Origin of the sequence: Hyunsoonleella aquatilis (assembly GCF_014270105.1) — a bacterium.
Taxonomy (GTDB): Bacteria; Bacteroidota; Bacteroidia; order Flavobacteriales; family Flavobacteriaceae; genus Jejuia; species Jejuia aquatilis.
In genome coordinates, this window is the sequence record NZ_JACNMF010000003.1 from 285,577 (window position 1) to 300,335 (window position 14,759).

Genomic DNA, 14,759 nt, shown 5'->3' on the forward strand with positions numbered 1-14,759 from the left:
GAATGAAAAAACTAGCCATTTTAGGTATACTCTTTTTATGTTTTGGGTGTAATAACCAGTCTTTAGAAACAGAGAAGCAATTTATAACTTTAGAAGCAGGGTTTCAAAATCCACCAAACCAAGCTAAAGCCAGAACCTGGTGGCATTGGATAAGCGGAAATGTTTCTAAATCTGGAATTACCAGAGATTTAGAAGCGATGAAAGCGGTTGGTATACAAGAAGCACAATTGTTTAATGTGCATTTGGGTTTTCCACAAGGGCCAGTGAAATATTTAAGTGAGGAATGGCTGGACTTATTTAAATTTTCTGCGGAAGAAGCACAACGTTTAGGTTTAGAAATGGCATTTCATAACAGCGCAGGTTGGTCGTCTTCTGGAGGGCCTTGGGTTACTCAAGAACATGCGATGCAAACAGTGGTGTTTAGTGAACTAGCAATTGAAGGAGGAAAAACAATAACCCAAAAATTACCTCGACCAGAAACCAAATTCGATTTCTATAAAGACATCGCGGTTTTAGCGTTTCCAAAACCTAAGGAAATCAAAAAGATAGATGGTTTAGACTATAAAATGCTATCAGAGCGCATTCGAAATCATTTATTACCTGATACTAAATCAATTTCAAAAGAGGCTATTATTCAAAAAGGAACCATTATTAATTTAACTTCAAAACTATCTGAAGATGGGGTATTAAATTGGGAAGTACCTCAAGGCGATTGGGTTATTTTACGATTAGGGCATACACCAATTGGCACAACCAACAGGCCAGCACCACCAGAAGCTAAAGGTTTAGAGGTGGATAAAATGAGTAAAACAGCCCTAGATGCCTATTGGGAAGCTGGTGTGCAACCGATTATTGATAAACTGGGCGATTTAGTAGGCACAACAGTTAATAATTGCTTAATAGATAGTTATGAAGTAGAAACTACCAATTGGACCACTGGTTTCGATATGCAGTTTGAAAGTTTAAGAGGTTATGATTTAACAGCATATTTACCAACTTTAGCAGGCTATTATGTGGAAAGTGGAGAAGTTTCAGAACGATTTCTTTGGGATTTTAGAAGAACTATTGGCGACTTAATCGCAGAGAATTATTATGGGCATTTTGGAGAATTATGTCATAAAAATAATTTGAAATTTTCTGTAGAACCTTATTGGGGACCTTTTGATAACATGCAGGTAGGTGCTCAAGGCGATATCGTTATGTGCGAATTTTGGAGTGGCGGTTATCCCTTTTTCGATTCGCCTAAATTTGTGTCCTCCATAGCACACTTAAATGGCAGTACTATTGTTGGAGCTGAATCTTTTACAGGCATTGGTGGTTGGGACAAACACCCAGCAAACATAAAATCGATTGGCGATAGAGCTTGGGCAGAAGGCATTACACGGTTTATTTTTCATACCTATGTACATCAACCTTGGGATGTCGCACCAGGTTTGGCCTTAAGTTATCATGGTTTTGATTTTAATCGTTTAAACACTTGGTGGAAACAAAGTAAAGGCTATATGGATTATTTGGCACGCTCACAGTTTTTATTACAACAAGGTGAAAATGTAGCCGATGTTTTGGTATTTACCGGAGAATCATCGCCAAATACAGGCTATATTAAACCTGAAATTAAAGCTATTGGTTTCGATTATGATTTGATTGGAGCAAATAAGTTAAAAGATCTAACCGTTAAAAACGGAACAATATATTCATCCGTTGGCAATACATATAAGCTTTTAGTCTTACCAGAATCAGGCTTTATAAAACCTGAAACTTTAGAAAAAATAAAAGAATTGGTTGATGGTGGCGCAAAAGTAATTGGTAAAAAACCGATGCAATCGCCAAGTTTAACCAATTATCCAAACTGTGATGATGCCGTTACAACTTATGTTGGTGCATTATGGGGAAGTGATTTGGTAAAGGACATGACTATTGAAGAAGCCCTAAGCGATACAACACCAGATTTTAAAATTGAAAGTAGTGATAGTTCAGATTTGAGTTTTATCCACAGAAAAACAGCAGATGCAGATATTTATTTTATTGCGAATGCTAGAAAAGAAGCCAGAGAAATTACAGCACGTTTTCGAGTTTCAGGAAAGCAACCAGAACTATGGAACTCAGAAAAAGGTACTATAAAAGATGCGGTAGTGTTTAAAGAAAATAAAGATGGAACAACAACAGTGCCGTTATCCTTAGGTATGGAAGAATCAGTTTCTGTTGTCTTTAAAAAACCTGTGAATTCTAATCATATAGTAGAAGTTTCAACAGAATTAGAACCTTCACAAGTAGAACCACTTTCAAATTTAGAAATTGTAAAAGCAGAATACGGTACGTTTTTACAAGAGGGCTTGATTGATATTACAGATAAAGTAAATAAGGCTATTAAAAAGGGTACTTTAGATTTTAAAATGAGTAGGGCTTTTTGCGATTGTGATCCTGCAATGGGTTATAAAAAAGAGTTTAGAATGGAGTATCAAATTGGTGATACCAAAAAGCAGATTTATGCGGAAGAACGCGAGCATATTCATATTGACGCTGGAGATAAATCTCTAAAAGTTTTAAAAGCGGTATTTGGAAAATTTAAAGGAGAAACGACGGGTATTCCTCAGCATTATAAAACTTTTGATGTTACCAAAACGATTAAAAATATAGTAAATTCTGGAACTTATGATATTTTGGTGTCTAATCAATTAATTGAGAATAAAATTCCAGAAGGAGATAAAACCGTTTTAAAAATCAGCTATAAAACTGATGGAGAAGAACGAACTATGTTTATTTCAAAAGGTCAATTTTTAAAATTATCTAAAGATGTAGCAAAACCAAAATTAGAATTTAAAAATGATGCCATAAGCTGGACAACGCCTTATGCAGGAAAGATAACTTACAAGACACCATCAGGAGAAACAAAAACCGTAGAAGTGACATCTTCTGTTACGCAACCAATGGATTTGTCAAGTAATTGGGAAGTTTCTTTTCCGATAAATTCGGAAGCTTCAAAAAAAGAAACATTTCCTAATTTGATATCGTGGACCGATGCACAAGACGAAGTGATTCAGCATTTTTCTGGAACAGCATCTTACAAAAAAGATTTTGAATTATCCGAAGAGACGATGCAACCTAATAAAAGGTTAACCTTAGATTTAGGAAGTGTATCTGTTATTGCGGAAGTTATCATTAACGGTAAAAATGTTGTAACTTTATGGAAGGCTCCTTTCAGAGTAAACATTGATGAGTTTGTGAAAGAAGGGAAGAATACCTTAGAAGTTAAGGTGACCAATTTATGGACTAATCGGTTGATTGGTGACGAAAAACTAAAATTAGATTATCCAAGACAAGGTAAACGCGCAAAACCACTTCCAGATTGGTTACTAAATCATACAGAACGACCATCTAAAAGAACAACATTTGCTAGTTGGAATCATTATAGCAAGAATGATGATTTGCTAAAGTCTGGTCTACTAGGACCTGTAAAAATTATATTTTTTGATACTGTAAAACTAGAAAGTAATAATGAATAAATGTTTAGTTATAAATTTTATGATTTGTTTTTGTTTGTTGGGTTGTGCCAATAAAGCCAAAGAACAAAAGACAATCGACGCTGGTAGCGAAATGGTAGATTATTTTGCCAATAATGGCTTTGGAAATGCCGTCGCCATTGTGCAACATCCATCAGGGGTGTATCACAAAGGCATTACTTACGTGGCCTACCAAGGCACTTTGGAAGATCCTTATGTAGCTTCATACAATCATACTACCAAAGAGTGGAAAGGCCCATTTAAAGTGGGCGTTAGTGAAATGGGGAAAGATCCAAACCGTAAAAAGAAAATAGACAATCATGGGAAACCAGCTATTCTTATTGATGATGCCGACTATATTCATATAGCTTTTGGAGGGCATGGAGGAACACCCGATGATGGTAAAAACCCATTAGGAAATCATCATTATGGAAAAAATTTACATGCGGTTTCTAAAAAGCCTTTAGATATTTCTGAATGGGAAACACTTGATAATATTTCATTATTTGGAACCTACAGTCAGTTTATAAAAATGGATAATGGTGATATCTATTTGTTTTATCGCCATGGCGCACATAGGAGTAATTGGGTGTATCAAAAATCAACTGATAATGGCAAAACATTTGATGAGCCAATTTCCTTTTTAAAGCATAAAAGAAGAACTGATATAGAAGCAGAAGATTCTTGGTATCCTTGGCTTTCTAAAGGGAATGGAGACGATATTATTGTAGCATTTGATTACCATATTTGTAGAGACAATAAAAATGCGCAAGACCCACGAGGTCATATCCCAGAACGACATAATTTATATTATATGCTTTTTGATACAAAAACAGGTGTCTGGAAAAATGTTAAAAACGAACCTTTAGCAATGCCTTTAACCAAAGAAATGGCAGACGAAAAAACTTTGGTTAAGCAAATACCCAATGATTGGACATTTCAAGCTATAGCGGATATAGATTCCAATGGGAATCCGCAGGTTGGTGTAATGGTTGGTCCAGATATAGGTGCTAAAAGAAGTGGGCCTAAGCGCATACAGCATTTTAGATGGGATGGACAAGAATGGTTACAAGGTAATACCAATAATTTACCTAAAGGTGATGCAGATATTGAAGTAAAATCTGCTTCAGAAGTAAGCCTGTATTTAGAAAGCAAAGCGCAAGAAGATGTAGGGGAAATTAGCAGATGGGATAGTTCTGATGGTGGAAAAACGTTCAAAAAGAATACTGTTTTTTTAAGTCGAAAACATTCTGGATTTGTGATATCTTCTCTTATCGATAATCCACATCCGGATGCTAGGATTATTGTTGCAGAAAAAGAAGAAGGATCCGATTTTAGAAAGATGTATCTTTTAGGAGATAGTGGGGCTGTTAAACGAAATAAGAAGAAAGTTGATCGTACAAAATAGGAATAATTTAGTAGTAAGTATTAAATTACAAACTATACAATTTACATACTGAGAATATTTGTTTGCATAGAACATAGTAAGTATATTTATTGGTTATTAACTTAAACAATTTTTAATGAAAAAAACTATTTTTTTAACCTTTGCCTTATTAAGTATAAGCCTAGGTTTTTCCCAAACATTTACAGTCAACAACATTGAATACCAAGTTACCAGCACTTCCCCCGCGGAGGTAGAAATAACAGACTATGACCGTCCAGGAACAGCCACCACGGTAAACATTCCTGCGAGTGTAGATAATGAGAGTGTTACGTATAGTATTACCAGTATTGGATATAGGGCTTTTAGTTCTAGTTTTTTGACCTTGGTCACCATTCCTGATAGCGTTACTGATATTGGAGTTTTGGCTTTTGCTTCTAATGACTTAACCACCGTTACCATTCCTGATAGCGTTACCAGTATTGGAGATGGTGCTTTTAATTCTAATGACTTAACCACGGTTACCATTCCTGATAGCGTTACCAGTATTGGAGATGGTGCTTTTTCTAGGAATTCCTTAACCTCGGTTGCTATTGGTTCAGGAGTTACCAGTATTGGAGATAATACTTTTGCTTATAATTCCTTAATCTCGGTAACAATTCCTAGTAGTGTTACCAGTATTGGAAATTTTGCTTTTGCTGATAATTCCCTAACCTCGGTTGCTATTGGTTCAGGAGTTACCAGTATTGGAGATAATACTTTTGCTTATAATTCCTTAACCTCGGTAACAATTCCTAATAGCGTTACCGATATTGGAGAGTTTGCATTTGCTAATAATTCCTTAACCTCGGTTGCTATTGGTTCAGGAGTTACCAGTATTGGAGAGTTTGCTTTTGAATCTAATTCCTTAACCTCGGTAACCATTCCTAATAGCGTTATTAGTATTGGAAATTTTGCTTTTAGTGTGAATTCCTTAACTTCAGTTACTATTCCTAATAGTGTAACCAGTATTGGAGCCGGTGCTTTTGCTTATAATTTTAATTCCTTAACCTCGGTTACTATTGGTTCAGGAGTTACCAGTATTGGAAATTGGGCTTTTAGGAATAATTCTTTAACCTCAGTTACGATTCCAGATAACGTTACCAGTATTGGAGATCATGCTTTTTATGGTAATTCCTTAACCTCGGTTACTATTGGTTCAGGAGTTACCAGTATTAAAGATAATGCTTTTCAAAATAATATCGGTTTGGTTGCTGTAAATTCTACTAGCGCGGATCCTGCTACATTGCCATCTAATGCTTTTGATGACAATAGTGCCATAGATTTATGCATTCCTTTAGGAGCTACTGCAAATTATACTGCTAAAAGTTGGACAGGATTTAAAAGTGTTAATGAGGATTGTGTTTTGAGTACATCTACAGCATTTATAGAAAAAAACATACGGGTATATGTTGCTTCTAATAAATTATACCTACACACCAGCAACACTTTGGATATAGAAGCAGTAAAGCTTTATAGCATACACGGAAGTCGTATAGCAAGTACAAAAGAAACTACCATAAACCTTAGTGGCTTTGCACAAGGAATGTATATAGCCCTTATTAAAACAAACAAAGGAACGGTTTCTAAAAAGTTTGTGTTAAGGAATTAAAAAATAGAAAAAAAAGAGCTAAGAACCAAGATTTTATAATGAAAAAATCTTGATTATTTTTTTATAAAGTAGAAGATTGTTACAGCACAAATAGTTAAAGAATAATAAATAACAAAACAATAAAGTAACAACGATGAACAAATTGAACAAACTAGGTTATGTTGTATTATTGGTAATATGTTTCTCTTGTGGAAACAAAACCAAAACATCAGAAGCCAAAACCCAAGAATCTGATAAGACAAATGAAACCCCGAACATTGTATTTATTTTGTCTGATGACCAATCATGGACAGATTATAGTTTTATGGGTGATGAAAATATTGAAACACCGCGTATAGATCAATTTGCTTCAGAAAGTTTAACCTTCACACAATCCTATGTGCCAACACCATTATGTTCGCCTTCTTTGGCAACAATCATCACAGGCTTATATCCTAAAGACCATGGCATTTTAGGAAATGATAAGGTCTACGACCGTGGAAATATCCGTGGAAAAGAAAGGGCAGAAGCCTATAAGCCTGTTATTTCTGCTTTTGAAAAGAAAACGACACTTCCAGATATGTTAAAAGAGAAAGGCTATTTGTCTTTTCAAACAGGTAAATGGTGGCATGGTAGCCACAAAATTGGTGGTTTCGATTATGGTATGACCCATGGAGATCCAACACGTGGTGGAAGGCATGGTGATTATGGCTTGGAAATAGGTAGAAAGGGCTTAGATACGATTAACAGCTATGTGGATTTGGCATTAAAAGAAAAGAAACCCTTCTTTTTATGGTATGCGCCATTTTTACCACATAGACCGCATAATCCTCCGCAACGCTTATTTGAAAAGTATCAAAATAAAACACACTCAGAACATTTGGCAAAGTATTGGGCGATGTGTGAGTGGTTTGATGAAACTTGTGGACAATTATTTGACATGTTTGAAGAAAAAGGCTTAACAGAAAACACACTTTTTGTATATGTATGTGATAACGGTTGGGCGCAAAATCCTGAAAAAAGTGGGTATTTAAAACATTCTAAGCGTGCCCCTTATGACATGGGTATACGTACACCAATCATGTACAAGTGGAAAGGAAAAATTACACCTAAAATGGATAAAAATACAATAACAAGCAGTATCGATATGGTGCCAACAGTACTGGATGTTTTAGGTATTGAAAAACCAGATAATTTACCAGGAGTAAGTGTGTTGGATGAAAAAGCATTAACCGAACGTAAAGGTGTTTTTGGAGAAGTATATGCACATGATTTTGATACCATTGAAAATAGTATGTTTTATAATATGGCGATTTTCCCGCCGTATAAAATTATTGTTCCAGACCCTGTTAGAAAGAAAGACGAAGTGGTACAACTCTTTAATATTGAAGAAGATCCATTCGAGAAAAATAACATTGCAGAAGCAAACCCAGATATTGTAAAAGATTTACAGGATAAAATTACCACGTTTAGGGCTGAATAAAAAGCTTTTATTATGAATAAAACACACTTGATATTATTGGTAGTATTGACATTCTTTTTTTCGTGTAATAATAAAAAAAAGAATGTAGTAGTAAATGAAACGTCGAAGCCAAATGTTTTATTTATAGCAGTTGATGATTTAAACAATATGATTGGACCCATCGATAACTTTTCAAATGTAAAAACACCAAATTTTGATAGGTTGGCCAACATGGGAGTTACGTTTACCAATGCTCATGTTCAAGCGCCACTTTGTGGACCATCGAGAGCATCAATTATGACTGGTTTGCGCCCATCAACTACTGGTATTTATGGAATGGCGCCAGACAATGAAGTCCGTCGAGATGGCAATCCTGCAACAAAAGATATTACCTTTCTTCCAGAGTATTTTAAAAATAACGGCTATCACACTATGGGAATAGGTAAGTTGTTTCATATACATGCTCCAGACAGCCTTTTTGATGAATCAGGAGGACGTGTTAGAGGTTTTGGGCCATTGCCAGAAAAACGTTTTGTTTGGGATGGTAGAGGTAAAGGTATTAAAGGTATTCATGGTAAAACAAGTACAGATTGGGGTGCTTTTCCTGAAAACGATACATTAATGCCAGACCATGCTTCTGCAAATTGGGCTATTGAACGTTTACAAAGAGATTATGACCAACCATTCTTTTTAGGGGTTGGTTTTTTACGTGTGCACGTACCGTTATATGTACCTCAAAAATGGTTCGATTTATATCCTTTAGAATCTATTGAAACACCTCCATACAAGTCTGATGATTTAAATGATATTCCTCCTGTAGGTATGAAAATTAACGATTTGCCTATGATGCCATCTACAGAATGGGCCAAAGAAAGTGGGGAGTGGAAAAAAATTGTACAGGCATATTTGGCTTGTATAAGTTTTGTAGATTATGAATTAGGTCGTGTTTTTGATGCTTTAGAAAATAGTGAATATGCCGACAATACTGTAATTGTTTTATGGTCCGACCACGGTTATCGATTAGGAGAAAAAGGAACTTTTGCAAAACATGCCCTTTGGGAAACCGCTACAAAAGCGCCATTACTATTTGCAGGACCGAACTTGCCAAAAGGGAAGAAGATAGATGCACCAGTAGAGATGTTATCTATTTATCCAACATTATTAGAGCTGAGTGAATTACCTGCTTATGAGAGAAATGAAGGCAGTAGTTTGGTTGCTATGATGCAAAATGATGAAGGTCTTAACGAAGCACGGGCTATTACAACTTTTGGAATGAATAACCATGCTATCAAGATGAATGGTTATAGGTATATTCAATATGAGGATGGTAAAGAAGAGTTCTACGACCATCTTTCCGACCCAAATGAATGGACAAACGAAGCTGAAAACCTTAAATACAGGGTTCAAATAGAAAAAATGAAAGTGCTTTTGCCTAAGGTAAATTCAAAATGGGATGAAGCGTCTAAATATACATTTCAACCCTATTTTGTGGAGCAAAAGGCGAGAACCAGCTCAGAAAAATAAATAGGTGTAACGTTCTTTTTTATGAAAATTACTTTGCTCTTTTTAATAGTAACTAGTTTTTTGTTTTCGTGTAAAAAAGACAAGACTGCAAATTTTACAAAAATTAATAAAGACCAACATTGGACGTTGGTTTTTGATGACGATTGTACCAAAGACTGGACAAAAAACTGGACGTTAGATGGTCTAATTGCAACTGTTGAAAACTCAAAAGATGGTATGCATTTTAAAGCTGGTTCAGAGGCTTACAATGACGCTCATCATGCTGTGTTATGGACGAAAGATGCTTACAGTGGAGATGTGAAAATTGAATTTGATTACATCAAAACAGACGATGAAAATCGATTTGTAAACATTCTCTACATTCAAGCAACTGGAGATGGAGAAGGTGTTCATGAAAAAGATATCTCAAAATGGAAAAAAAAGCGTGAAGTTCCTGCCATGAGAGAATATTTTGAAAATATGAATACGTTTCATATCAGTTTTTCGGCTTTTGGTAATAAAGGTGATGGTTTTTACTATGTTAGAGCAAGGAGGTATCCTAAAGCCAAAGGTCAACCTTTCAACTCAATTGTAGTTGAACCTTCTTATGATTTGCAAGGGTTTTTTGAAACGGGCAAAACCTATCATATCACGGCTGTTAAAACTTCGGAAAAATTAAGTTTTAAAATGGAGCTTGAAGGTAAAGCAGAATATTTTGAATGGGACATTTCAAAAATAGCACCGATAAAAGAGGGAAAAATAGGTTTACGCCACATGTACACGCGTTCTGCGATTTATAAGAATTTCAAGATTTACACAAAAGGTGCAAGATAGTTCAGGATGGTTTTTTAGTGCTGAACTCATACATTGTGAAGTGATAGTACTTACCTTTTTCTTTTTAGATTAACTATGCAATCACCAAAACTCACTTTGAATAAAATATATGTTTTAGTAGTGCTACTACTTTTTTTAAGTATTTGTTGCGATTCCAAAGCGACTGAAAGTGAGCGAACAAACAATGCTTCAACCCAAGATTTATTTTCAGGTTTTCAAAATCCGCCTGCAGATGCAAGGCCTTTTGTACGTTGGTGGTGGAATGGAAACAAAATAAAAAAGGAAGAATTGGATAGACAATTGGAGTCTTTAAAAAGTGTTGGTTTTGGAGGTGTTGAAATCAACCCGATTGCAATGCCAATCGCTCCTCCAACAGAAGATAAATCTTTAGTTTGGATGAGCGATGAATGGATTGACCTTGTAGTGCATGCCTGCAAAAAAACACAAGATCTGGGTATGATTGCTGATATGATTGCTGGCACTGGATGGCCTTTTGGGGGAGAGTTTCTAACCCAGGATGAAACCTGTCAACGGATGGTGACAGATATGATTTCTTACAGGAATGGTGATGTAATAGAGGTAGATGAGGACTATTTAATATCATTTTACAAAAAGAAATATAAAGATAATCGCAACGAGAGACATAATAGCACCCGTACAAAATTGAGTCTTGCAGGAGTTTCACTGATCCCATTAAACTGCAGTTCTCCAAATGAAATTATTAATCTTAAAGATTATTTAAATGACGATGGTAACATTAAATACACCATTCAAGGTAAGGGCGATTATTTTCTGTCCTATCAATTATTGCAACAAGATTTTAGAGACGTTACCTTAGGTGCGCCCGGAGGCGCTGGTCCGGTAATTGACCATTACAAATCAGAAATGACAATGGCGTACCTCAATAGGATGAAGAGAATTTCAGAACGTTCGGGTATTCCATTAAGCAATCTAATTCGAGCCCTGTTTTGCGATAGTATTGAGGTGTCTGGTGCCAATTGGAGTGATGGGTTTTCAGAATTATTTTTCAAAACATACGGATATGAATTAGCACCTTGGATAACTTTTGTGTTTTATCAAGGACATCAAGATTATTCGCAAAGTAAATATGCGGATAACTTTTCAAAGGATTTCAAAGATCAAATAAAGCGTGTACGTTTTGATTATAATACATTTTTGGTGGAAACTTTTTTGGAGAATTTCACTCGAACCTATAAAAGGTTCTGCGAGGATAATGGCATTCTATGTCGTTATCAAGCCTATGGCACCCCATTTTTAATGGGTATGCTGGATGGGTATTTAATTCCTGATATTCCTGAAAGCAATAATTGGATTTACTCGGCTGAAATGAAAAATTCTCTTTGGCATTGGCGTCAGTCCCATGGATACATGATCTGGAATTTATACGCCTCTTCCGGTGCCCATTTAACGGGTAAAAAAATTACAAGTTGTGAAACTATGACCAACACGAATGGTGTTTTTAGAACCACCCTCGAGGAAGTTAAACAACATGACGATATGAATTTTATAACAGGTATTAACCATTCTGTTTTGCACGGTTATAACTATTCGCCACAGGACGTGCCGTTTCCGGGGTGGATCCGCTACGGTGCTTATTTTAGTGAGCAGAATCCTTGGTGGAAACATTTAAGCAGTTGGGTAGATTATAATGCGCGGTTGTCCTATGTATTTCAAAATTCTAAAGCAGAAAAATCCATTGCCATTTTAGGGCCAACTTCGGATTTGTGGGGTGATAAAGGGCTGGCAAGGGAACCTTTTCATTTAGAACCTGAATATTTATATCGATTATGGGAGCCTATAAGTCAATTAGGGTATTCTTGTGACTATATTAACCAAAATGTGTTGGCTACTGCGACAGTCAAAGACGGGGTTATTTCGTGTGGAAATATGGATTTTAAGTTGCTGATTTTGGCCAGTTTGAAATCGGTTGATATTGCTGTGGCAAGAACACTAAAAGATTTTGTGGCTTCCGGGGGAAAAGTTTTAGTAATTAATGGTTTGCCTAGTAAGTCCTTAGGGTTTAAAAATTATCGTGAAAATGACCTTGCCGTGTCGGATATTATGAATGACATTCAAGCTAATTATCCATCATCAATAATTAGTGTGAAGCAACCAAAATCCATTGACGAATTATTACCTTGGACGAATGAAGTTTTGCAGAAGACGGAGCTTTCGCCTGATGTTGAGATTAGTAATACTAGTAAAAATGTATTTCAAATACATCAATCAACCTCAAAAGAAATTATTTATTTCTTCACGAATATTAATCGTTATGAAACTTCAAATTTTAAGGCAAAGTTCCCTTTTCAAAATAAATATCCGTACCAGTGGAATCCGGAAACAGGAGAACGAAAACCCTATTATTTTGAAACGGCTTCAAACGAAATGGAAATACATTTAGAACCCCTTCAATCTTTATTATTAGTGTTTGAAGATGAAAAACCTTCAATAAAAATTGAAAATACCAATGTTCAATGGGTAGATTCCCAAACTATAAAAACTAACTGGACCGTAATTGGGCACAGAGTTGACAGCAAAAGTTTTACATGGGAAATGGGTGACTTACTGGATTTTGGTGAATCAAAAGATACTACCCAAAATACCTTCGCAGGAGAAATCATTTATAAAACGAAAATTAACGTTGAAAAGGATTTTACGCATTTGGATTTAGGTGAAGTAAACGAAGGGATTACAGAATTATTCATAAACGGAAACAAAGTAGGTAAACGTTGGTACGGGAAAGCGATTTACCCGATAGCTGACATTTTAAAAAACGGTGAAAACGATATTGAAATACACTACACCACGGTTTTAGCCAACTATTGTCGGTCATTAGACAATCCTTCAGTAAATAGATGGACAAATAGGTACAAAAATGAGCCACTAACTCCGGTGGGTATAGAAGGTCCAGTAAAACTAATGGCTAAAAAATCAGCAAAGTAATGCATAGAAACTTTTCAATATTAGTTTTTTTCACGGCAATAGTGTTAAGTTTAATTTCATGTAAAGGAAATGAAAATCAAACGGTTTCCAAAGAAGACAGCCTTCAAAAGGAGAATGTAAAACCTAATATCATTTTCTATTTAGCAGACGACCAAGACGTGTATGATTACGGTTGTTATGGTAATGAAAAAGTGAATACCTCGAGTGTAGATAGGCTAGCAAAAGAAGGCATGCTGTTCACTAATGCCTTTACGGCCCAAGCTATTTGTGCGCCGAGTAGGTCGCAATTATTCACAGGTAAATACCCATTAAAGAATGGCTGTTTTGCGAACCATACAGCCACAAAACCTGATGTTAAAAGTGTAACCACACAAATGAAAAACCTAGGTTATGAGGTGATTTTGGCAGGTAAAAGTCATGTTAAACCTGAAAGTGTGTATCAATGGGATAGAGAATGGGAGCCCGTTCCCAAAAAAGATGTGCCAAGAGATTATATTCCCTTGGACAGTATAGAGGGTTATTTCAAAACGACCAAAAAACCGTTTTGTATGTTTATCACATCAAAGTATCCTCACGGAAAGTATTTTGATGTTGAAAACCCAAATTCTGATGATATAAAGTTTTATCCATTTAATGCACAAAAAAAAACGGATAACGCATATGTAAAATCTAAAGCAGGCTATTACCGAAGTATTGAGGAAGATAACACGCAAATAGAAAAAGTTTTAGAATTGGTTGATACATATTTAGATGATAACACCCTATTTATTTACAGCGCAGATCACGGTGTTTCAGGGAAATTCACAGTTAAAGATATTGGTTTAAAAGTACCGTTTGTAGCACGTTGGCCAAAAGTGATTAAGCATGGGACTACTTCAAATGAACTCATTCATTATACTGATGTTTTGCCAACATTCATGAATATTGCAGGAGGTAAATCTACAGAAGGTATGGATGGGAAAAGTTTTTTACCACTATTGCAGGGCGATGATGTTGAAGTAAACAAATATGTGTATGGGGTAAGAACCAATCAAAACATATTGAATTCTGAAATTTTTCCGTCAAGGATGATTCGGGATAAGCGTTACAAATACATTCGAAATTTTAACTCTTTAGAAGTCGTTGAACAAAATTTAACAGGAAAACCTAATGTAGATTATTTTATCAAAAGAGGTGCAAATGCCCATAAAAATGAACCTCTTGAAGAATTATACGATTTACAAAATGACCCTTATGAACAAAACAATTTAGCTCAAAATCCAGAATTACAATCTATAAAAGAAAGACTAAAAAAAGACATGTTTAGTTGGATGAAAGCACAAGGGGATTTTTTAGATGATTCCGTTGGAAACATGCCAATCATCACACCAAAAGGAAAAAAAGGTTTCAAACTAGACCAAGATACACCTAGGCGAAAAATTCCTGATTCTATAAAAAACACCCTTAAAAAAGACGATTATATTGTAATTGAACATTGGTAAA

8 protein-coding genes are annotated in these 14,759 nt (G+C 35.5%); all 8 read left to right on the forward strand.

Going from position 1 to position 14,759, the window contains the following annotated elements:
* Nucleotides 1-2 precede the first annotated feature (2 nt).
* The 8 genes from H7U19_RS09905 (at nt 3) to H7U19_RS09940 (ending at nt 14,758) form a co-directional block, all read left to right on the forward strand.
* Complete coding sequence (locus H7U19_RS09905; protein ID WP_186561886.1) at nt 3-3,503, forward strand: glycosyl hydrolase; 3,501 nt, start codon at nt 3-5, stop codon at nt 3,501-3,503.
* Between the two features lie 19 nt (nt 3,504-3,522).
* The gene (locus tag H7U19_RS09910; protein ID WP_222597417.1) at nt 3,523-4,908 is read left to right on the forward strand and encodes a BNR-4 repeat-containing protein; all 1,386 of its coding nucleotides are present in this window, start codon (nt 3,523-3,525) and stop codon (nt 4,906-4,908) included.
* Between the two features lie 115 nt (nt 4,909-5,023).
* The gene (locus H7U19_RS09915; protein ID WP_186561890.1) at nt 5,024-6,535 is read left to right on the forward strand and encodes a leucine-rich repeat protein; all 1,512 of its coding nucleotides are present in this window, start codon (nt 5,024-5,026) and stop codon (nt 6,533-6,535) included.
* Nucleotides 6,536-6,668: 133 nt separating this feature from the next.
* On the forward strand, nt 6,669-7,997 hold the full coding sequence (locus H7U19_RS09920; protein ID WP_186561892.1) for a sulfatase-like hydrolase/transferase: 1,329 nt from the start codon (nt 6,669-6,671) through the stop codon (nt 7,995-7,997).
* Nucleotides 7,998-8,009: 12 nt separating this feature from the next.
* Nucleotides 8,010-9,500 carry a sulfatase gene (locus H7U19_RS09925; RefSeq protein ID WP_186561894.1) on the forward strand — a complete coding sequence of 497 codons (1,491 nt, stop codon included), beginning with the start codon at nt 8,010-8,012 and terminating at the stop codon, nt 9,498-9,500.
* A 21-nt stretch (nt 9,501-9,521) separates the two neighbouring features.
* Complete coding sequence (locus H7U19_RS09930) at nt 9,522-10,313, forward strand: DUF1961 family protein (protein WP_186561896.1); 792 nt, start codon at nt 9,522-9,524, stop codon at nt 10,311-10,313.
* Between the two features lie 75 nt (nt 10,314-10,388).
* Nucleotides 10,389-13,277, forward strand: coding sequence for a glycosyl hydrolase (locus tag H7U19_RS09935; protein WP_186561898.1), 2,889 nt, complete (start codon nt 10,389-10,391; stop codon nt 13,275-13,277).
* The gene (locus H7U19_RS09940; RefSeq protein ID WP_186561900.1) at nt 13,277-14,758 is read left to right on the forward strand and encodes a sulfatase family protein; all 1,482 of its coding nucleotides are present in this window, start codon (nt 13,277-13,279) and stop codon (nt 14,756-14,758) included. The genes H7U19_RS09935 and H7U19_RS09940 overlap by 1 nt, the downstream gene beginning before the upstream one ends.
* Nucleotide 14,759: the final 1 nt, after the last annotated feature.

Excerpts from the sequence above, each read along its gene's own strand:
- H7U19_RS09935 (WP_186561898.1), top strand. The coding sequence starts at position 10,389 with ATGCAATCACCAAAACTCACTTTGAATAAAATATATGTTTTAGTAGTG.
- H7U19_RS09930 (WP_186561896.1), top strand. The coding sequence starts at position 9,522 with ATGAAAATTACTTTGCTCTTTTTAATAGTAACTAGTTTTTTGTTTTCG.
- H7U19_RS09925 (WP_186561894.1), top strand. The coding sequence starts at position 8,010 with ATGAATAAAACACACTTGATATTATTGGTAGTATTGACATTCTTTTTT.
- H7U19_RS09905 (WP_186561886.1), top strand. The coding sequence starts at position 3 with ATGAAAAAACTAGCCATTTTAGGTATACTCTTTTTATGTTTTGGGTGT.
- H7U19_RS09910 (WP_222597417.1), top strand. The coding sequence starts at position 3,523 with ATGATTTGTTTTTGTTTGTTGGGTTGTGCCAATAAAGCCAAAGAACAA.
- H7U19_RS09920 (WP_186561892.1), top strand. The coding sequence starts at position 6,669 with ATGAACAAATTGAACAAACTAGGTTATGTTGTATTATTGGTAATATGT.
- H7U19_RS09915 (WP_186561890.1), top strand. The coding sequence starts at position 5,024 with ATGAAAAAAACTATTTTTTTAACCTTTGCCTTATTAAGTATAAGCCTA.
- H7U19_RS09940 (WP_186561900.1), top strand. The coding sequence starts at position 13,277 with ATGCATAGAAACTTTTCAATATTAGTTTTTTTCACGGCAATAGTGTTA.